The sequence below is a fragment of the Pseudomonas sp. 2,4-D genome (assembly GCF_030418155.1).
Taxonomy (GTDB): domain Bacteria; phylum Pseudomonadota; class Gammaproteobacteria; order Pseudomonadales; family Pseudomonadaceae; genus Aquipseudomonas; species Aquipseudomonas alloputida.
Genome location: NZ_JAUHUI010000004.1, coordinates 150,047 through 169,008 on the forward strand (window position 1 = coordinate 150,047; position 18,962 = coordinate 169,008).

At 56.3% G+C, this 18,962-nt stretch carries 25 protein-coding genes and 1 pseudogene; 12 read left to right on the top strand and 14 right to left on the bottom strand.

The annotated features are described in order from the left end of the window. The first annotated feature begins 6 nt into the window (after positions 1–6). The 3 genes from QYE47_RS05690 (at position 7) to QYE47_RS05700 (ending at position 1,587) form a co-directional block, all read left to right on the top strand. Positions 7–513 carry a hypothetical protein gene (locus QYE47_RS05690; RefSeq protein WP_070383761.1) on the top strand — a complete coding sequence of 169 codons (507 nt, stop codon included), beginning with the start codon at positions 7–9 and terminating at the stop codon, positions 511–513. Positions 514–522: 9 nt separating this feature from the next. Next, positions 523–966 (top strand): DUF421 domain-containing protein, encoded by a 444-nt coding sequence (locus tag QYE47_RS05695; protein WP_070383760.1) that lies wholly within the window; start codon positions 523–525, stop codon positions 964–966. Positions 967–1,338: 372 nt separating this feature from the next. Further along, a complete protein-coding gene (locus QYE47_RS05700) occupies positions 1,339–1,587 on the top strand; it encodes a hypothetical protein (protein WP_081343593.1) in 249 nt (82 codons plus the stop codon). 19 nt (positions 1,588–1,606) lie between these two features. On the opposite strand, the gene QYE47_RS05705 is transcribed toward QYE47_RS05700, so the two are convergent. After that, entirely contained in the window at positions 1,607–2,653 is a 1,047-nt protein-coding gene (locus QYE47_RS05705) for a peptidase M42 (protein WP_070383759.1), read from the bottom strand. 162 nt (positions 2,654–2,815) lie between these two features. On the opposite strand from QYE47_RS05705, the gene QYE47_RS05710 reads away from it, so the two are divergent. Both QYE47_RS05710 and QYE47_RS05715 read left to right on the top strand, forming a co-directional pair. Further along, positions 2,816–3,229, top strand: coding sequence for a low affinity iron permease family protein (locus QYE47_RS05710; protein WP_070383758.1), 414 nt, complete (start codon positions 2,816–2,818; stop codon positions 3,227–3,229). Between the two features lie 96 nt (positions 3,230–3,325). Further along, positions 3,326–3,772, top strand: coding sequence for a response regulator (locus QYE47_RS05715; protein WP_081343592.1), 447 nt, complete (start codon positions 3,326–3,328; stop codon positions 3,770–3,772). On the opposite strand, the gene QYE47_RS05720 is transcribed toward QYE47_RS05715, so the two are convergent. Then, on the bottom strand, positions 3,738–4,169 hold the full coding sequence (locus QYE47_RS05720) for a response regulator (protein ID WP_070383757.1): 432 nt from the start codon (positions 4,167–4,169) through the stop codon (positions 3,738–3,740). The genes QYE47_RS05715 and QYE47_RS05720 overlap by 35 nt on opposite strands. Positions 4,170–4,961: 792 nt before the next feature. Further along, positions 4,962–5,090, bottom strand: a pseudogene (locus tag QYE47_RS27270) (DUF6555 family protein); the annotation flags it as partial. 124 nt (positions 5,091–5,214) lie between these two features. Between QYE47_RS27270 and QYE47_RS05730 the strand changes: the two are divergent. Continuing rightward, the gene (locus tag QYE47_RS05730; protein WP_172830920.1) at positions 5,215–6,201 is read left to right on the top strand and encodes a LysR family transcriptional regulator; all 987 of its coding nucleotides are present in this window, start codon (positions 5,215–5,217) and stop codon (positions 6,199–6,201) included. Here QYE47_RS05730 and QYE47_RS05735 read toward each other — a convergent pair. After that, positions 6,198–6,683, bottom strand: coding sequence for a RidA family protein (locus tag QYE47_RS05735; RefSeq protein ID WP_070383755.1), 486 nt, complete (start codon positions 6,681–6,683; stop codon positions 6,198–6,200). The two genes, QYE47_RS05730 and QYE47_RS05735, sit on opposite strands and share 4 nt — an antisense overlap. 208 nt (positions 6,684–6,891) lie before the next feature. Here QYE47_RS05735 and QYE47_RS05740 point away from each other — a divergent pair, with 208 nt between their 5' ends. Continuing rightward, the gene (locus QYE47_RS05740) at positions 6,892–7,578 is read left to right on the top strand and encodes a hydrolase (protein WP_070383754.1); all 687 of its coding nucleotides are present in this window, start codon (positions 6,892–6,894) and stop codon (positions 7,576–7,578) included. A 167-nt stretch (positions 7,579–7,745) separates the two neighbouring features. Continuing rightward, positions 7,746–8,126, top strand: coding sequence for a helix-turn-helix domain-containing protein (locus tag QYE47_RS05745; RefSeq protein WP_070383753.1), 381 nt, complete (start codon positions 7,746–7,748; stop codon positions 8,124–8,126). Between the two features lie 14 nt (positions 8,127–8,140). Here QYE47_RS05745 and QYE47_RS05750 read toward each other — a convergent pair whose 3' ends face one another. Continuing rightward, complete coding sequence (locus QYE47_RS05750; RefSeq protein WP_070383752.1) at positions 8,141–8,374, bottom strand: hypothetical protein; 234 nt, start codon at positions 8,372–8,374, stop codon at positions 8,141–8,143. Between the two features lie 158 nt (positions 8,375–8,532). Here QYE47_RS05750 and QYE47_RS05755 point away from each other — a divergent pair, with 158 nt between their 5' ends. Together QYE47_RS05755 and QYE47_RS05760 are read left to right on the top strand one after the other, a co-directional pair. Next, positions 8,533–8,874 carry a hypothetical protein gene (locus QYE47_RS05755; RefSeq protein WP_081343591.1) on the top strand — a complete coding sequence of 114 codons (342 nt, stop codon included), beginning with the start codon at positions 8,533–8,535 and terminating at the stop codon, positions 8,872–8,874. After that, entirely contained in the window at positions 8,849–9,085 is a 237-nt protein-coding gene (locus QYE47_RS05760; protein ID WP_070384469.1) for a hypothetical protein, read from the top strand. The genes QYE47_RS05755 and QYE47_RS05760 overlap by 26 nt, the downstream gene beginning before the upstream one ends. Before the next feature lie 27 nt (positions 9,086–9,112). On the opposite strand, the gene QYE47_RS05765 is transcribed toward QYE47_RS05760, so the two are convergent. The 3 genes from QYE47_RS05765 to ligD form a co-directional block, all read right to left on the bottom strand. Beyond that, the gene (locus QYE47_RS05765; protein ID WP_301158920.1) at positions 9,113–9,403 is read right to left on the bottom strand and encodes a hypothetical protein; all 291 of its coding nucleotides are present in this window, start codon (positions 9,401–9,403) and stop codon (positions 9,113–9,115) included. A gap of 179 nt (positions 9,404–9,582) precedes the next feature. Beyond that, positions 9,583–9,945, bottom strand: a complete 363-nt coding sequence (locus tag QYE47_RS05770) for a hypothetical protein (RefSeq protein ID WP_070383750.1) — start codon at positions 9,943–9,945, stop codon at positions 9,583–9,585. 62 nt (positions 9,946–10,007) lie between these two features. Further along, complete coding sequence (gene ligD / locus QYE47_RS05775; RefSeq protein ID WP_237141847.1) at positions 10,008–12,791, bottom strand: DNA ligase D; 2,784 nt, start codon at positions 12,789–12,791, stop codon at positions 10,008–10,010. Positions 12,792–13,042: 251 nt separating this feature from the next. Between ligD and QYE47_RS05780 the strand changes: the two genes are divergently transcribed. Beyond that, on the top strand, positions 13,043–13,261 hold the full coding sequence (locus QYE47_RS05780; RefSeq protein ID WP_070383749.1) for a general stress protein: 219 nt from the start codon (positions 13,043–13,045) through the stop codon (positions 13,259–13,261). A gap of 281 nt (positions 13,262–13,542) precedes the next feature. Here the strand turns inward: QYE47_RS05780 and QYE47_RS05785 are convergent, their stop codons facing one another. The 4 genes from QYE47_RS05785 to QYE47_RS05800 form a co-directional block, all read right to left on the bottom strand. Then, positions 13,543–13,971 (bottom strand): DNA methylase, encoded by a 429-nt coding sequence (locus tag QYE47_RS05785; RefSeq protein ID WP_070383748.1) that lies wholly within the window; start codon positions 13,969–13,971, stop codon positions 13,543–13,545. Further along, positions 13,968–14,192, bottom strand: a complete 225-nt coding sequence (locus tag QYE47_RS05790) for a DUF2188 domain-containing protein (protein WP_070383747.1) — start codon at positions 14,190–14,192, stop codon at positions 13,968–13,970. The genes QYE47_RS05785 and QYE47_RS05790 overlap by 4 nt, the downstream gene beginning before the upstream one ends. Positions 14,193–14,204: 12 nt before the next feature. Continuing rightward, positions 14,205–14,363: a hypothetical protein gene (locus tag QYE47_RS05795; protein ID WP_172830919.1), complete on the bottom strand. Its 159-nt coding sequence runs from the start codon at positions 14,361–14,363 to the stop codon at positions 14,205–14,207. Positions 14,364–14,483: 120 nt separating this feature from the next. Then, a complete protein-coding gene (locus tag QYE47_RS05800; RefSeq protein WP_070383746.1) occupies positions 14,484–15,386 on the bottom strand; it encodes a LysR family transcriptional regulator in 903 nt (300 codons plus the stop codon). Positions 15,387–15,552: 166 nt separating this feature from the next. Here QYE47_RS05800 and QYE47_RS05805 point away from each other — a divergent pair, with 166 nt between their 5' ends. Then, complete coding sequence (locus QYE47_RS05805) at positions 15,553–16,581, top strand: AbrB family transcriptional regulator (RefSeq protein ID WP_070384467.1); 1,029 nt, start codon at positions 15,553–15,555, stop codon at positions 16,579–16,581. A 12-nt stretch (positions 16,582–16,593) separates the two neighbouring features. Here QYE47_RS05805 and QYE47_RS05810 read toward each other — a convergent pair whose 3' ends face one another. After that, complete coding sequence (locus QYE47_RS05810) at positions 16,594–17,364, bottom strand: IclR family transcriptional regulator (protein ID WP_070383745.1); 771 nt, start codon at positions 17,362–17,364, stop codon at positions 16,594–16,596. 126 nt (positions 17,365–17,490) lie between these two features. Continuing rightward, on the bottom strand, positions 17,491–18,810 hold the full coding sequence (locus QYE47_RS05815; RefSeq protein ID WP_081343589.1) for an MFS transporter: 1,320 nt from the start codon (positions 18,808–18,810) through the stop codon (positions 17,491–17,493). Between the last annotated feature and the right edge of the window lie 152 nt (positions 18,811–18,962).

The following is an 18,962-nucleotide window of genomic DNA, read 5'->3' on the forward strand; positions in this document are numbered from 1 at the left end:
AGGGCTATGGCGGATGATGAACTGGTGTCGAGACAGCAGCCTGTCCAGGAAGACATGACCATGCAGCAGCGCGTCTGGCGCTTCGAACGCGTGGGTTGGTACCTGTTGGTCGTCATTGTCTTACTTGGATTGGCCGGCGTATTCGGTAATGGCCCACTCAGCAATGCTCAGGTCACGAGCGCTGATGGCCGTCTGCATGTTGAGTATCAACGCCTCAGCCGCAGTGGCACAACTGACAGCTTGCGCATCACTGTACGCGGCAGCGCCCGAGAACCCATCATGGTGCAGCTCGATGGTTCACTACTGCGCGAAGCCAGCATCGAAACCTTACAACCTCAACCCCAAGCCTCGCTCTCACAGGGCAAGGCCATCTTGCTGCAACTGGGAACCAGCGAGAATGGCGTTGCCACGCTCTATCTGACCTTACGCAGCGAGTATGTTGGAACACTGGAATGCGCGGTGCGCGCAGGCCCATCCAGTGCAGTCCACTTCTCTACCTTCCTATTCCCTTAGGAGCGAGTAATGGATTCAATCCTTCGCGCAGCAGGCATGTACATCGCCCTCATGCTGTTGTTTCGCGTTGCAGGCAGACGTTCCTTAGCTGACTTGACGACCTTTGATTTTGTGCTGCTGTTAATCATCGGCGAAGCGACCCAACAGGCTTTGCTGGGCGATGATTTTTCCTTCACCAATGCCATGTTGGTCATCGCGACGCTGATCGTCCTGGATGTCGGACTGTCGCTCGCGAAACTCAATTCCAAGCCTTTGGCGCGACTGCTGGACGGCCACGCTACGCTGGTCGTTGAGCATGGCCGTTTTCTGCACCACCGTATGCACCGAGCGCGACTCACTGAAGACGATATTCTTGAATCTGCGCGCGATAGCCAGGGAATCGAAAAAGTGGAGCAGATCAAATTTGCCATTGTCGAGCGCAACGGCAAGATCTCGATTATTCCCGAGGAGTGACATTCTCTAGGAGCCTCGGGCAGGCTACGGCGCCCCCCTATTTAACTAAGGAGAAGGGCGTGGTGAGGCTCAATTATTGATGTAGGCATCAGACTCCGGTGGGTGGTCAGCCAGTTTCGCACTTTGCTAGTGTCGAAAATCTGCCCCTGCTCCATCATCGCCAAAATCATGGTCTTTTCTTGCTGCGATGCGCGCTGCCCTGGCAATCAGCGGTTACGACTCTGAGCGTTAATGGATCGCTTCACCTGCCATATCGTATGCGGAACCCAGTCCTCCAGAGTGAACTCCAAATCCGAGAGAATCCGGATTACTACAAGCGGATTGACCGTTTGAAGAGGCTCAAGGTTTATGGAAACGGTCTGGAATGGTTTGATGGAAAATTGGGTTGAGCTGCTGGAATGGCCAGCGATGGCGGTCACAGTGCTGGCAGCCTGGTGTATTGGATCGCATCGCCCTGGGCGGCGCAAAGTGGGCTTCTGTTGCTTTATCGCAAGCAACATTTTATGGACGGTCTGGGGATGGCATGCACAAGCGTGGGCATTGATTGTGCTTCAGGTAGTGCTGTGTCTTATGAACCTCAGGGGTTGGAGGAAGAACACAACAGCCGAGCTGCGGTCATGACCAGCTTGAAACAGGTAGTCTAAGGGTCGATCAGATACTCGACGAGCGTCGCGGCGCAGGCTGAAATCCCCTGCGAATGGATCAACTCGAACCCATGCGTGTTTTCAGTTGGAATGGCAATGCAGCCCGCACGCGCGCAGACTCCTGCGCTCATTACAGCACTGGCATCCGAGGCGAAGTCCAACAGTAAAGCTGCCTGGGGCTCGTAACCGGCACGACGGGAAGCCTCGAGCAAGCCATGGATCACCGTCCGGCTGTAATAGCCCTTCTGATCGCCGGCATTGATAATCGGGCCTGCGCATAGCCGCGTGTCGTACTCAGTCAGTACGGGCCCTACTTCAACCGCGATGGTGGTATCCCCCGGTAGCGTGCGGGCTGCATACATTGCACCAGCGTTGGACTCCTCCTCGAGTGTGGTCAACACCACCCAGACATCCTGCTTGAGCAAATGCCGACGCTTGCTGAGCAAGGCAGCGGAATGAATCACGGCGGTGACAGGCGCTCGATCATCAAGGAAATGCGCGGCAATGCAGTCGTTGACGATGAATGGCCTGCGCCAGTGCTGACTCAGCACCACGCGCGACCCTGGTCGAATACCCGCTTCTTCCAAGGCGGCTTTGGTTAGACGAGTAACCACATGAACATCATTCCAGTGAACGTCGCCAGCCAATACGTCCCGGCCTGTGGGGGTGCTGCCACTGTTGTGCATCGAGCCGTAAGAGAGAACGCCCGGAAGTGTCGTTCGGTCGCCCAGCATGTCGACTGGGCAAGCGCCAAAGCAGATCGGCTGAGCTCCACCAAGCGCGACAACCCTAAGCGTCCCGTCAGCCTCGACCGTTTTTACGATCATGGCGATCTCATCCAGGTGCGCCATAACCCTGATTGCCTCGCCAGGATCACTGTCATGCGCAGCCTTGATCAGGCCTATGACGTTCCCCGCCCTGTCGACTTTCAAGTCATCACAGAATGCAGTGAGCTCTCGCAGACAAATCGAACGTACCTCATCTTCCTGCCCACCTGGGCCACGCGCCATCAAGAGCTCTGTCAACAGCGGCTCGACTTCCATGACTACCCTCCAAAGCAAAGTCGTAGCGGTTGACCCTGCTTGCGCCGCCGCTGTTCAAAGTGATCGTGCCCACCTTTCGCTGCATCCGCCAAATGTAAAAAATGATTTCTGATCACGCGGGCGGTCAACTGAGTAAGCGCAACGTATCAGAGGGAGAGCATCATGAAATTCGCGCAATTCTGCCAACGGCTGTCAGACCACGCTGGCAGGCCAAGCACTTTTCTCATCGCCATCGTACTAATCACGATGTGGGCAGCCTCCGGGCCTTGGTTTCATTACAACGATACGTGGCAGCTCATTATCAACACTTCCACCACGATCATCACATTCCTAATGGTTTTCCTAATTCAGAACACTCAAAACCGGGACAACGACATCATCCATCTCAAGCTGGACGAGCTGATCCGGGCGACAAAGTCTGCCGAGCGATCCGTCCTTGACCTCGAAGCACTGGACAACAAGCAGTTGCATGCGCTGCGAAAGGAGTACCGGGCGATGGGCGAGAAATGTGATCAGGAAGTACCTACGGCCGACGCCGATCCCGCTCAAGCCCCCAGCGAAGCCGCTATAAAATGATGTGAAATGTCTTTCAGATAGTGCGAGTGAATTTTCCCGGCGAAAGCGATGTCGGAATGATATCGCGCGTCGCCATGCCATTGCGGCGGTTCAAAGATGGATGGCTTTATTCACGTGCGCTTGGATAAGAGTATCCTGATGATTGAGCCAAAACTCCCCGATATGCCTCCCTCCGTTCTTCTGGTGGAGGATGAACCCGCCCTCCGAGAAATGATCACGATGCTGCTGGAAGATCTAGGCGCAGCCGTGACTGCGCTGGCGACTGCCGATGAAGGCATTGCGATGCTGAGACTGCAACCATGGTCACTGGTGATTACCGATGTCCAGACCCCGGGAGCCTCGACAGGATTGCACCTGGCTTGGATCGCACGTAAGGAACTGCCAGACACCGACGTCATCGTATCCAGCGGCTATCATCCTGAAATGAGTGAGGCACTACCTCAAGGCACCCACTTCCTCCAAAAACCCTGGCCGCTAGAACGTTTCATAGAGTGCGTGAGGCCTTACCTCATGCAGGATGTTGATCAACGTCCTGCTGCGTAATACTGGGCTTGCGAACCAAGGCCTTGGCGATTGTCGCAGTGAGCTCTTCGACCGACCATGGTTTGAATAAGAATTCACTGGATAGACCTTCACCTAAGCTCTCCAACTGGAAACCGGAAGTCAGAATAGTGGGAATGTCGGGCCACTTTTCCCCCACCATCTGCAGGAACTCCACTCCCTTGAGTGTGCCAGGCACACCGTGGTCGGCGATTATCAACGAACAGTTGCCGTGGTTTTCAAGAAGATGGATGAGGGCATCCTCCGCATTACCAAAACCACACGCATGAGCACCGAGCTCAATCAGGATGTCTACGAGCAGCGTTCTGAGTGTTAAATCGTCTTCCACGACCAGCACTGTGTGTCCGCGTAGCGATAGTCCTTCGGCCTCGAGCTTCATGTAACCTCCCGTCCTGAGATCTTCCAGTGTTCCATGCTAATGGCATCGGGTCGATGAAGGCTTATGGCCATCCGCACACAATCATGATGATACGCCGCTCGAAACGCACCTCCGCACTGCGGAAACGCCATAGTGCTCTGGCGTTGGGTCTGTTCACCTTGAGGATAGTATCGGCCGGGCTCGCCCTGGAGGTGGCAGTTGATTGCGTAAAGTTCCAACGCTGGCATGCACTTAGGCTCGCACTGATAGCCTAGGGCGGCGGTCTCAGTCGTGCCCTTCCAAGAGTCCTTAAAGCCTCTCGTTATCGAGCAGTGCGGCAGCTTCTCGCATGAAAATCTCCAAAGTTTTAATGCCAATTCCCAAAACTTAAAAGCCAGCGTTGGAATGTGGGCAGGTCAATGAGACCCTGGCGTAAGCTGCTGAGCTGAGCATCCAAATCACTGGACAGCCCCTTCCCCAACGCATGCAGTCGTCTCGCAGTGGACTGGTCATATCTGGCATAACCAGCTTGGCCAAGCCATACGACCAGCTGTTGGTGAGAGCATCGGGCGAGCTTGGCGGGGGTATCCAGGCCATGCCGTTCAACCAAGCTCCGATAGGTCTCCACCGCGACAGTTGAGCGAATCCTTGTACCGATGAGAAAGCTTGCGAGCAGCCACTTGTACAAACCGTGACTGCTCGTTTCGCTGAGCTCAATTCCAAGGTCACTAGCGGTGACTGGGATCACCCCTTTGAACGCCTCGGATCAGCAGAACGCGGGTAGGTGCATTCTTCTTCGATGGTGCCATCCGCCTTGTGGATCTTGTGCTGACCAAACCTCGGAATAATGCCAACATCAGCATCGCAACTCGCCCAGTGCCAAGCAGTAGCGTTATCCATCTTCTCGAAACGGATGATGAATGTCCGATGATCGCCGTGCAGTTCAAGAAGCTCCCATTAGCCCGCCTAGCAGCGGGCTTTCTTTTGCCCGCACCCCTGGCATGACCCCAAACCACACCTTGGTTGGCTAAGCCCCTTCTCGTATCATCAGCCCTCCCTTCCTGGAATGATTGTCGTGAAGCCGTCACCTGTAAGTACCCAGCCCATCCCTGCAGAAGCCAACAGCCCGAAGTGGGATGTCGCTGAAGCTGTCAGCCAGCTGTCCTGGGACGACTTGCGGATCATCAAAACCCTGAGTAACTGTAGCAACCGAGCCGCCACCGCCAAGAAGCTTGGCATCAATGTCTCCACCGTCTCGCGCCGGGTTGCGCAGGTTGAGAAGACACTTGGGGTCGCGCTGTTCGATCATCGCAAGGCGGGGTATCTGTTGACTGCCGAAGGTGCAGAGCTGCGTGCACTGGCCGAGCGCGTTGAACTGGACATCGTCAGTGTCACTCGTAGGGTTTCTCGTGCCGGTCAGGGCCCTTTGGGAAAACTGCGAATCACCACCAGCGACTCGCTGCTGCTGTACTTTCTCACGCCGATCATCGCGGACTTCAAAGCCCTGAATGAGGGCATCACCATTGAAGTGTTGGTTGGTAACCAGACGCTGAGTTTGGCGAGAGACGAATCGGACATCGCGATACGTGCGACGAAAAAACCGGCAGATACCCTCGTGGGGCGCAAGCTAGCCAACATCGCCTGGGCTCCGTATCGAAGCGTCAAGCAAACGGCGATTGCCGACCCCTTCGCTGAGGGTCAGTCGTGGGTGTCCTACTCGGGAGGCCTGTGCGGGTTGAAGGCAACGAGCTACGTCGAATGTCGGGTGCCGCCGGAGCACATTTCTTACCGCACCGATTCTGTGGCGGCAGCCAGCGCCGCTATTGCGGCAGGCCTCGGTTATGGCTTCCTCCCTTGCATGCTCGGCGACATTACCCCAGGATTAGTTCGTGCCGGGCCAGTGGTGCAGGAACTTCAGGATGAGCTGTGGCTGCTTACCCACCAAGACATCAGGAAGTCCTGGCGGGTGAAAGCGTTCATGACGTTCTGCGCGGCTGCCGTGGCCGACCTCAAACCGCTAGTCGAAGGTCAGCAGGCCATTCCGGTTTCCTAGTTGGAACCGGGAGCGCCGGTCATTTTTGCTTGGGCGCCGATCACGGCACGGCACACGATCTCGATCAGCTGTGGACGCTGGGCGAGCCGCGATACACCGATGATATTGCTGGCTGCCTGCGGGCGCTTGGTGCCATAGGCCGTCTTGCGCACCTTGCCGACCACGGCAAAGGCCGCGTCCATGTCCAACACATACAGCGTCTCTTCAACGACGTCCTGCATCGTGGCGCCATACAAGGCCAACAACTTGGCAATGTTGTCGTAGGAAACCCGCATCTGTTCGCCCATCGACGAGAAATCGCTCGGACGACCGTCAGCATCCAGCGGCGCCGGTGCTACCAGATTACCCTCTTCATCATGGTTGAACTGACCCGAGATGAAGATCTCGTTCCCAACTCGCCGCGCTTGCGGATAGCCGTAGCCCTCTTCCCATGAAACGCCCCAGTAGGCGGTGTCGTCGTTGAAAGGTCGTGAAGCGGCCATTGGATTCTCCTTGGCGAAAAATGGATCGACGTGATCCGACTGGCCGAGATCCTAGCACCGGATTGGACGCCATCCATGGTGCATGAATGCGATTCCAAGGGCGCAAAATTGCGCCACCGATTCACTCAGTGTTTCGCTATCTTGTGCTGGCACTCGGCGACGACCCGCCGAGCAAACTCTCGCCACCGTTCAGTAAAAGGGAAGAACAATGAGCAATCCACACACTGAAGTCCTGACCCCGCTCAACAGCCAATTGATCTTCATCGATCAGCAACCGCAAATGGCTTTCGGCGTGCAGAGCATTGATCGGCAAACGCTGAAGAACAACACCGTAGGCCTGGCCAAGGCGGCCAAGATCTTCAATGTGCCCACCATCTTCACCACGGTCGAAACCGAGAGTTTCTCCGGCCATACCTACCCCGAACTGCTCGCGGTATTCCCTGATGCTCCGTTGCTTGAGCGCACGTCCATGAACTCCTGGGATGATCAGAAAGTGCGTGATGCGCTGAAGAAGAACGGTCGAAACAAGATTATCGTTTCGGGCCTGTGGACTGAGGTCTGCAACACCACCTTCGCACTGTCGGCCATGCACGATGCAGGCTATGAGATCTACATGGTTGCCGACGCTTCCGGTGGCACGACCAAGGATGCCCACGACTACGCCATGCAGCGCATGATCCAGGCAGGTGTGGTGCCGGTGACCTGGCAACAGGTGCTGCTGGAATGGCAGCGCGACTGGAAAAACCGCGACACCTACGATGCGGTGATGGAGCTGGTCAAGGAACACTCAGGCGCCTACGGCATGGGCGTCGACTACGCGTACACCATGGTGCACAAAGCGCCAGAGCGCGTTCAGCACGGCCCCACCTTGGCACCCGTGGCCGCGCCGATCTGAGACCTAATCAGCCCCAGGCTTGGTTTCTGATCGACAACCAAGGGCTGGAACGAGCTGATCCGGGCTAAACCATCGAGACGGAATGTTCTGAAGCCATAGAAGAGGCTTCAGCGAACCGCGCTGCCCGGATCAACCACCTTCAGGTTTTTCAGGATGAATTGATCCCCATGAACAGTGCTAACGGTATCGTGATAGCCACCGTCGCGATTCAGTGGACGGGACGGCTCAAACCTTGGCAGGTGACCACTGCCAAGCAAATGATGTTGGATCATCTGGATACAGGTATATCGGTCACTGCACTTGCCGAAGCCTGCGGCTTGTCACGCAGCCATTTCTCGCGAATGTTCAAGGAATCCACGCATGTCTCTCCGCAACAGTGGTTGCGTGAGCAGCGCCTCAGGAAGAGTAAAGAATTGCTAGAGGCATCGACGATGATGCTCGCCGAGATCGCCCTAGAGTGCGGCTTCTACGACCAGCCGCATTTCTGTCGGACGTTTATGAGATCTGTAGGGATGACACCTCAGGCATGGCAGCAGCAGGCCATTTAGCAGGGACAGGTTCGCTATCCACATCCTACTAAGCTAGCGCCGCTAGCGCCTTCCTGGCTATTCCGACTTGCACAGTCGTACTCCGCTTCCGCCCGGGTGGGGTAGTTCAAGGCCAGTCGTGTTTTGCCATGGGTGTCGTAGAGGTCGTACCCCGCACCAAGGGCAGCAGGGACGCCGATTCGGCGAGGGAATTGCTCTCTCTCTTGAGGCATGGCGGGGATTACAATGAAGCGGGCCTGCATGACCATCCCTCTTCTTAGCAGTGCTTTAGTATTAGTCCGACTCTATGAAAGCATCAAGGCAACTCGTAGTGGACTGGGCTTGAAATGTCCCGAGATGATTGAAAACTCCCGTACAGACGAAACGGGCTAGGCTGTCCTGATGGAGATGTAAACAGGAGGCAAGGATGCGACATCGTGGAGCAGTATTTTGGTCTTGGGCCGATCCGAGCCTAAAACACCATTCTCATGAAGAGATACTCGCAGACGGAGCGCGGCTGGATGTCCAAGTGAGGCTTTCCCGCACCGGAGACACTCAGTTGTTCATTGGGATTTATGAGCGCTCTGGCTTGGCGCTGATTGAAGAAGCTTACGCTAAGCGGCCTGGCGAGACGGTTACGCGGGCGATGGTATGGGGCGCTGGCAGAGGACGAGCCTTGGCTGAGATTGGGATGGAGTGCAGTGAAGCAAGCTGCCGTCAAAACGTGAAAGAGGTTGATGCCCATGGCAAATCAGATTGCAGAGCTTGATGCGCACTTGGAGCTTCTTGCTCAGGTAGCCGACGAGCTTGAAAAGCAAGTAGCGCCCTGCCCCACTACTCGACCGATGCTGATCGCGTGGTTGACGGAGTGGATTCGAAGCACTGAAGCGTTGAGCGAAATCAGGCGTGAGCTTCCTCGCCTTCCCCAAGTTTTGAAGTCGGCGTATAGCGAGTGGAATCATCTGGATGGCGGCCAATAGGTCGCCACCACCCTCTTGATCGGAGCTTTACGCTACCTGCCGTTCAGCAGGCTGCTGATTGGTTGCAAAGCATCGAGCACGTCCCACCCCCCATGCCAGGGCCCTAGTCATCGACTCACCTGGGCGCGACAGAAAAGCTTCTTCGTGGAGTGCCATACCCGTCCCGGCATATACACCGATGAACAATTGGGTGTTGCCCGTGTGCGACAGTCGCACCTGAATGTCCATGGTCGTGCCGTCGTCCAGCGTCTCGTCGTGAGACCTGTGGTGGAGCGTTGGGTCTGCCCATTTCCAAAACATATCACCGCGAATCCGCATGCCGACCTCCTACGACTTTAGTCTTATTTGTGGGGTGCACTTACCATAGCGCAGCGAAGCGGCAAGGCAATCACCGGCGAGCAGATAATGGCTTAGCAATATGACGGGATGTGACTAGCTGCAATCTGACGGAGGGCGGTCTCAGCACAGCTCCGGTTGGCCGAGGATTTTGAAGGCCTTCAAAGATTGGTTCTGAGGGCTGACCTGGCCCACTTCTTTACGCGAAGGATTCCCTCGTAAGAACGGAGCCGGGTCAGGTCGAGCACCACCTGCTGTCCACGCTTCCTCATCACTACGTATCGAAGGCCATCCAGATCAAACTCGTGAACCTCTGCGCTCGTGAGCTGCATTTCTCGAATTGCACCCACCTGTGCATAGACGGATATCTGCCGTAGACACAAAGCCTCATCGGCCTGTTGCCTTACCCGCCTTATGAGGTGTCGGTCTTGCTTAGAGCCGGCGTTTCCCTCAGCCGCTAGGCAAGCCGCTGCCAGTACCTCGGCTAGGAGAAGCTCGGCTTGGTCTCTATTCTGTCTTGACATGGCATTTCCTTACGTTCTCCTAAGCCTCCCGGCTCCGCATCACATTGAGTCTTGTCCGGGGCTTAAGATTTCATTCCGATTCTGCGTTTCATCTCCAGCGTGATCAGCTGTGAAACGTTGTCCATACCTCCCAAGGGATCATTATCACCAAGCTCGTCCAGCCGCTCCTGAACATTCTTGATGTTCCACTTGGCCGCCGACTGCAGTTCGACAATTTCGTCCCGGAAGATGGGCACCGACACAGGGAGTCCCTCCCTGGCCCGTGCCGAGAAGACGTTGGCGGTGGTGGCCCCTTTGCCGTTGCGCAGATAGTCGATGAAGATTTTGCCGATACGATTCTTCGGGCCTAGCACGGCGGAGAACCGATCCGGGATCAGCTTGGCGATGTACTTTACGATGGCTTGGCTGAAATCCTTCACTTCTTCCCACGAAGCTTTAGGCGTGAGCGGCACCATGATGTGGATGCCCTTGCCGCCACTGGTTTTGAGAAACGACTGCAGACCCAACTCATCGAGCACTACCAAGGTCAGCTGGGTGGCTTCGACCATGGCCTTCCAAGGCAGCGCGGGATCAGGGTCAAGATCCAACACGAAGCGATCTGGCTGCTCGATGTGGTCGGTCGTGCCATTCCAAGAGTGCAGTTCGATGGTGCTCATCTGCACGGCACCGACCAGGGCCTCGACGCTGTTGATGACCATACCTGCTTTGCCTGCTTCGGCCTTCGGCACCGTAGTGATGTTCGGGATGGCGAGGCGGTCAGCGTTCTTCTGGAAAAACAGCTCACCGGAAATTCCCTCGGGCGCCCTGACCAGAGCAATAGGCCGGTCTTTCAGGTGAGGAAGAAGCCAGGGTGAGACCTGCGCGTAGTATTCGGCGAGGTCTCGTTTGGTGAGGCCGCTACTGGGATCGATCACACGCTCAGGGTGAGTGATCCGCACCTTGGTGGCCGAGGGCTTGTCTTCCGACTTCGCCTGGGCTGACTTTCGATCCTTGGGCGCAGGCGCCGGCTGCTCCTCTGTGATGTCCCGGACGGGCTTGTCCGTCCGGATACCTTGGAACACCGCGTGCCTTACCACACCGTCCGAGGTGATCTCAGCGAAGGTGACCTCGGCCAACAGCGTAGGTTGCAACCAGTGAATGCCTTTGCCGTCGACACCTTTCGGTGGGTTCATCACCGGCACCTGTTTCTGCTCCAGCGGCAGTAGCGTTTCGAGGATGGTGGCGAGGGTCGACTCGGTAAAACCAGTGCCGACCTTGCCGGCGTATCGCAGCTTTCCGCTATCTTCGTCAGTGAGAGCCAAGACGAGAGCCCCAAAGCCGCTTCTCGCGCCTTTCGGGTCGGTGTAGCCGACGATGACGAACTCCTGGCGATGCTTGCACTTGAGCTTGATCCACGTGTCACTGCGCTGGGATACGTAAGGACTGCCCAAGCGTTTGCCGATGAGCCCCTCCATACGCATCTGGCAGGCGCTGTTCATCAAGGCGTCCACGTCTTCGGTGAAGTCTTCGGAGAACCTCAGCAGCGGGTCGGTCGAGTCAGCGAGAAGCTGCTTGAGCAGTCCACGGCGGCTCTCAACCGACACCTGCCGAAGATCGGCGCCATTGAGATACGGCAAGTCGAAGAGGTAGTAGACGATGCCCTGGCTCTTACCGGCGTCGAATGCATTCTGTAGCAACTGGAAATTCGGCACGCCGTTTTCATCCGGTATGACGATCTCGCCGTCCAGCCAGGCCGTTACAAGCCCGAGCGAGGCGATTGCCGCCGCCTGCTTGGGCAACTTCGCAGTCCAGTCGTGACCATTGCGGGTGAACAGCCGGACGTCATCTCCATCGACGCGGCACAGCATGCGGTAACCATCGAACTTGATTTCGTAGCGCCACTCCTCGCTTCGAGGGCTGGAGTCAACCAGGGTCGCTAGCTGCGGAGAGAGCTTCTCAGGCAGTGCTGCAGCCACAGCGCCTTCTGTGCTCGGCCCGCTGACGGTTGTGGGAGGGTTCGACTTGGATGACGTTGCTTTCGCCCGACCGCGCCTCTTAGGGATGATGGTGCGGTCGCTGAGCACGCTGTTAGGCATCTCGACCACAATGTCGAAATCAGCAAGCGGCTTGGCGACCTTATCCTGATGCTTGATCAGAAACCATTGTTCCTGCTTACCCTCGATGCTCGTCCGGACAAGGTTCCATAGGCCAGAGAGCTTCTCACCCTGCAGCTCAAACTTCATGCGACCTTTCTTGTAGGCCTCAGCGGGGTCACCCTGAGGCAGCCATATTCCACGATCCCAGACGATGACATCTCCGGCACCGTAGTGCCCTTCCGGAATCGTGCCTTCGAAGGAGGCGTAATCTAGCGGGTGATCTTCGACATGCACTGAAAGCCGCTTCACCTTCGGATCCAGGCATGGGCCCTTGGGTATTGCCCAGCTTTTCAGCGTGCCATCAAGCTCCAGGCGGAAGTCGTAGTGCAGTCGAGTGGCATCGTGCTTTTGAACGCAAAACTGCAAGGCATGAGCAGCTGCGCGCTTCGAACGTTTAGTGGATTTCCCCGCACCCGATGGTTCAGGTGAGGCGTTGAAATCACGCATGCGGTTGTACTTTACCAAGCCTGGGACGCTCGAATCTTCCTCTTCCACGTCGCTCTTGCCGATAAGCGCCTGAACCAGCTCCTCGAGGGAAACGCCTCGCTTGTTGGCTTCAGCCGTGAGGATTTGGACAACCATGGTGTCGCGTAGCGCCGACAGCGGCTCGCCAGCCTCCAGCGCTTCCGCTTCACTCAAGGCTTGGACTTGGGCAAGCACGTCCGGGTGATCCGCCGCAAAGATCATCAATGCCAGGGCCGTGTCGTCCATATCCCGAATCCCCTCTGAGACCGTGTCCAAATTAGAGGAGGCAGAAAGGACTTCAGTTCAGCGCGCGCGCCGAATGGCCAGGGCCTGAACCAGTTCTATTGGGATGCTAAGAGTTGACTCGCCACTGTCCGGGAATCAGCTTCCTTAGCGCAACCCGTCGGGCAAAGCGAAACTCAGGTGAGCGAACTAGCCGCTTTCACCCCTCGGGGTTGAACACAGACTTTCCTGTGTGCCACATGAGGTGAAAGATCATGGCTAACAATCAAGGTAATCGCGGCAATCAAGGCGGCACTGCTGAGAACAACCGAGGCAACTTCGCCAATGACCGCGAAAAAGCGTCTGAAGCAGGCCGTAAAGGTGGCCAAGCGTCGGGCGGGAATTTCGCCAACGACCGCGAGCGCGCTTCTGAGGCGGGTCGCAATGGCGGGCAAAACACCCACGGTGGTGGCCGCAATAGCGAAAACCGCTAAGCGGGTATGAGCTATGCCTGGGTGTTCTTCACCCTGGCAACTTTGCGGCCCCGTAGACTTACGTCAGGAAGCGAGAAGAATTGGCAGGAGCGGCTTGCTTCGAATCTGGCAACGTCTCCCCAACAAGATCAATGTGCCAGATAATGCGGCAGTACACAGGCTCAAAGCGAAGCCTTGGTCTGGATTAGCGAGCTGCCCAGTCGTGGCCATGGCTATCAGCCCCACAGCTACAAAGAGACCGCTACAACCCAGCCCGGTAAAAAGCCATCCGACTACACGCATTACTTTTCTCCCAAAACAGCTTCACGCTTGAAGATTTCCAATGTCTTCGGCCCTATGCCCTTGAAGCTGAGCAACCAGGCGTCAAACTCAGCTGGTTTCATTGACCCGCTCTCTAGAGCATTCGTTCGAGATTCAAGTTCGGCAGCCAGGCCTACACCTAGCTCGTGCAATCGCGAGGCAGTGGATTCGTCGTAACGCGCATATCCTGCCTGGCCCAAAAACCTGACGAGATCCCGATGGGAGCAGCCAGCCAATTTTTCAGGCGTATCCAACCCATGCCGATCAACTAGATTCCGGTACGCCGCCACTGCGACCGAGGATCGAATCCTCTTCCCAATCAAAAAGCTCGCGAGCAGCCACTTGTACAACCCGTGGCCACTCGGATCACTGAATTCAATCCCAAGGTCAGCAGCCGTGGTTGGAATCACCCCTTTGTACGCCTCGGATCAGCAGAGCGTGGGTACGTGCGCTCTTCCTCGATGCTGCCATCGGCCTTGTGGATCTTCACCGAGGCTGTTTTGCCCTCAAAGAAATCGGATAGCGAACCCACCAACTCCTGCTTCGTGGCAGCTCGCTTGGATGCTCGTTCCGCACCGGCTTTCTTCAGCTCCCAGCCGTCCGCAGTTGGGCTCAGGTGGTAGTTGTCCATGGCGCTGTTCCTTTAAATCGACTCTGCGTCGTCCTGGATGTCTTCCTCAGCCTCTGCTGCGTCCGTGGCGTCGGCATCGTTCAGGGGCGGCGAGGTGGGCTTTTCCGGATCGTTGATGTAGGGCACGCCGCTGGGGCCTTGCTCTTCAAGTCCTTCGGTTTTCGGTTGCATGATTATTCCTCCGTTCGTTCTACCTTTGAAAATCATCCAGATTCAAACGTTCAAAGGATTGAGCGGAATGTAGCAATTAGCTGGTGCAAACTTCAGTGCAAGGGTCGAAAAGCTTGATGCCTAAGGCACCTGCAAGAAGCTGCCACCCTCCTCCCTCAAGAGATCAACCAAGGCGGCGGCGGCAGGTGGTAAGTACCCTTCTGCTCTAATCGACACTGCAACGGTTCGGCTCATGGTGGTTTCAATCAGTGGAACCTCACGAAGCCGAGACATGCCTTGGCCAAACTCAAGCGTTTCCCGGGCAAGAAAGCTCAGGAGTCGAGTCCGAGCGATCAGGCGAGGGAGCAAAGAAATCGAATTGGTTTCGATCTGGACATTAGGAGGTGGCAGCTGCCTTGATATGAACACGTTGTCGATCCAGCGTCTGGCCGTCACCGTTGGCCCAGGGAGCACCCATTGGTATCGGCACAACTGCTGAAGGTCGAACGAGGCTGAGAAAATGGGGTGGTCTACGCTCGCGACTACTACAGCTTCATCCTCAAGCACTGGATAAATTTTGAAGTCAGGATCTCTCGTGATTAGGGGACAAATGATGGCATCGAGACGTCCTGCCCTAAGCGCCTCCCGCAGAACATCATCCTGACCAATTGAGAGCTTCAGCGTCAGTTTCGGTGCCCTAGCCAAGAGTGCTTCGGTCAGTTGGGGGAGCAGGTACTCGGCCATGCTCGCAGCGCAACCCAGCCGGATGTTACCAACCAGGCCATTCGCATAGTCCCTAACCTCTCTTTCGGTCTCAGCAATGTGGATGCGCAGGTGCTTACCCCTGGCAAGCAGTAGCTCGCCCACATCAGTCAGCTTGATTCTTCTGCCATCTCGCTGAAAGAGCCGCGCACCGAGTGATTCCTCCAGTCGCTGAATACTTTTGCTCAACGCCGGCTGAGAGCGACCGAGCTTTTCTGCAGCCCGACCGAGATGCCCTAGCTCCGCGATGGTTTCAAAATATGCAAGGTCACGAAAGTCCATGATTCATGAATTTCAGTTATTGGTTTATCGAAAGTAGAAAATAGACTTGATCATTCCAGGCGTCGATAATTTTCCAATCATCGGGGCTACCACCGATGGCGCCATCGCCAGGAGATCCACTTCGTTGCTCAACCCTCACACCCCCAAGAAACGTTGCCCACAAGTATTGAAGTGGTGCGCGCTCATCGGTATCGCCGGTGCAGTAGGACAAGGTCTTCACGCCGTTGCAGTGCCGGCAGGCCTCTTCCTTGGGCCGATGCTTGTCGCTATAGCGTTCGGCGTGTGTGGCGCGCAGATGCATTTGCACCGTCAGATGTTCCGATTTGGCCAGGGCTGCGTGGGACTGCTAGTAGCTCACTCAGTCACCTTGTCGGTTCTGGTATCGCTTGTTCAGTCATGGCACATCATGCTCTTCGCAACGCTTATCACGGTATTGCTGAGCGCTGCAGTAGGCCTAGGAGCCGTCCGATACGGAGGAATTCCTGGCAGTACCGCCGCGTGGGGTACGGCGCCTGGTGCTGCTTCTGCGATGGTTTCCATGGCCGAGGAATACGGTGCAGACTCTCGAGTGGTGGCGACTATGCAGTACGTTAGAGTGGTCTGTGTCGTGATGGTCGGTTCGCTGGTCAGCCACTTGCTTGGTGCCACCCCTATTGCACATGAAGTCACTCAGTCACTTGACCCTATTCAAAGAGCCGACCTTTTAAACATCTCACTGAGCCTGGCGGTGATCCTGTTTGGAGTCGCTGCTGGATCGAAAATGCCCGCTGGAGCGCTGCTGATGCCACTTTTGGTAGGAGGCGCATTGCAGTTGAGCGGGGTGCTGGATATCACTATGCCTCCCTGGCTGCTTGCAACAGCTTACGGCGCCATCGGGTGCTACATCGGGCTGCGCTTTGACCGAAATACTGTTCGTTACGTCTTTAAGCACTTGCCCGCGATGATCATCGGAGCTTTGATCTTGATCACACTCTGTGCCGGCTGCGCTTGGCTCCTGGCCTATGCTACCGGCACTGATTTTCTTTCCATGTACCTCGCGACCAGCCCAGGTGGGCTCGATGCAATGGCCATCATCGCGGTTGAGACGCATGCCGATGTCGGCATGGTGCTAGCTATGCAAACGCTGCGTCTTTTCGGAGTGATTCTCACCGGGGCTTTCTTTGCCAGGCAGATTATCCGCCTGACGCAGAGTTGATCTGATCCAGCCTTACTTGCGTTCGTTCTGTTCCAATGCGCAGAGCAACCCTCGATTACTGCCACCGAGCAGATTTGTCGCCTGGGCAGCTCGCTTGAGCAACTGAAGCCTGGCCGCTTGGAGCTGATCCTTGTTGAAGCGTTCCGAGGGGCCTGACAGGGTCAAGGCGCCCTTGAACTCATTCGCCACTCCGAAAACTGGAGCGGAAATGGATGACGTATCTGGATCTCGCTCACCGAACGACGTCGCCCAGAATTGCTCCCGTATATCAGCTAAAGCTCGATCAGCTGGTGGGCCAAACGCCCGAAGGATCTTTCCAGAAGCCCCGGCATGCAATGGGAAGCGATCCCCCTCATGGATGCTGAAGCGTACCGCGCGTTTGGGCTCAACCCGGAAGAGCACGACCCGAATATCGTTCTCGATGACATAGAACGAAGAGGTCTCCCCACTTTCTTCAGTTAGGGCCTCAAGCACCGGGTAAATCGTATCGCGCAGACGGAAGGATGCCTGATAGATCTGGGCCAAGCGCAAGGGTTCGTGACCCACGGTGTACTGCCCATCAGCCAGACGCCGAATGAAACCCGCCCTTTCCAAAGAGCTCATCAGGCGCAGGATGGTGCTTTTGTACAGACCTGTCCGCCTCGCGATCTCAGCCAAAGGAAGACTGCTTCGGTCAGGATCAAAAGCTCCCAGGATAGCGAAGGCTCTATCGACCGCCGCCACCCCTCCTTCGGCTGGGCTCTTGGAAGTATCGGGGATCACTGTCTCTTCTTTTGGCGACATCAGACATTCTTCTCGGCTGAAAAAAGCGGCCCCTTAGAGGGGCCGTCTAAATGATTGATACCTTACCTGTGAGTGCGATCAGCAGCTAGTCCATGCGCCGGTACGCCGTTCTACTAGCGATTCCAATCAAGCATCACGCATGAAGAATCGCAGGGACAGCGCCATCAAGGCGGCGAAGAACAGGATGCATCCCATCACCATCAAGCCTGCAGTGAAAGAATGCGTGTAGTCCTTCAAGAAGCCCATCAGATAAGGCCCAACGAATCCGCCAAACGCACCGATGGAGTTGATGAGAGCAATACCACCAGCGGCAGCTTGGCCACTCAAAAACTTCGCCGGCAGCGTATAGAAGATTGTCTTCGCCGAAATCGTACCCACCAGGGCCAGGGTGATGCCCGCCAGCGCTGGAATCAGCGCGTTCATGTTCACTGCGAAAATAAGTGCCAGGCCAGCCAGAACCAAGGCAACAATCAGATTCAGGATACCGCGCCCGCTTCTGTCTACATGCTTGGCCCAGAACAGCAGGCCAATGGTTGAGAAGAAGTAAGGGATTGCAGCGACCCATCCAATGAGGCTGACTTCAACCCCTTGGGCTTTCAGCATCTGAGGCAGCCAGATACCGATACCATAAGTGCCGATGGTGAAGCTGAACGTGATCGAGCTAAGGATCCAGACGCGAGGATCCTTGAGCGCAGCAGTGAAGCCGTGGTTTTTCTTGGTGTTGGATTTCTCGCTCTCCAGCATCCCAGTCAGAGCATCCTTCTCCTCCTGCGAGAGCCACTTGGCTTCGCTAGGACGGTTTGCGAGAACCTTGAGTGTGATGAGACCCAACACACAGGCCGGCAGACCCTCAATGATGAACATCCATTGCCAACCTGCAAGGCCCCAGGCGCCGTGCATTTGCAGCAGGTAGATCGAAAGCGGGCCACCGACCAGGAACGAGATCGGGGTTGCTACCGTGAACCAAGCCAGTACGCGGGTGCGATATTGCGCTGGGAACCAGAGCGTAAGGAAGAAGATCACGCCAGGGAAAAAGCCAGCTTCCGCAACGCCAAGGAGGAAGCGGACAACGTAGAAACTGTAAGGGCCGATCACGAAGGCGGTGGCTGCAGCTGCCAGTCCCCATGTGATCATGATGCGAGCCATCCAGACCCTCGCACCAAATCGATACATGGCGAGGTTGCTTGGGACTTCGCAGAGGCAATAACCCACGAACATGATCCCTGCACCCAGACCAAATTGAGCTGCAGTAAGCCCAAGTTGATCGGTCATCTGCAGTGCAGCGTAACCAACGCTGGTGCGATCCAGGTAGTTGAAGAAGTACGCCAAGGCGAGCAAGGGGATGAGGCGCCAAGCGGCTTTTTTCATCGCCCGTTGCTGCAGCGGAGACGTGGCATCAGGCTTTGGCATTGAAAAATTGGTATCCGGGGTCGTGACGTTAGCCATGACTGTATCCTCGGTTTTGTTGTTATGAATACCGTGGCTGGATGGGCCATCGGTGAGCGCAGACCTGAGGTACTTCCAGTGCCTCTAGTGCTGCTGATTTCGCTCGAGAGCCATTTCGAGCTTCTCGTTAAATCCAGGAGCGAGCCTCTAGC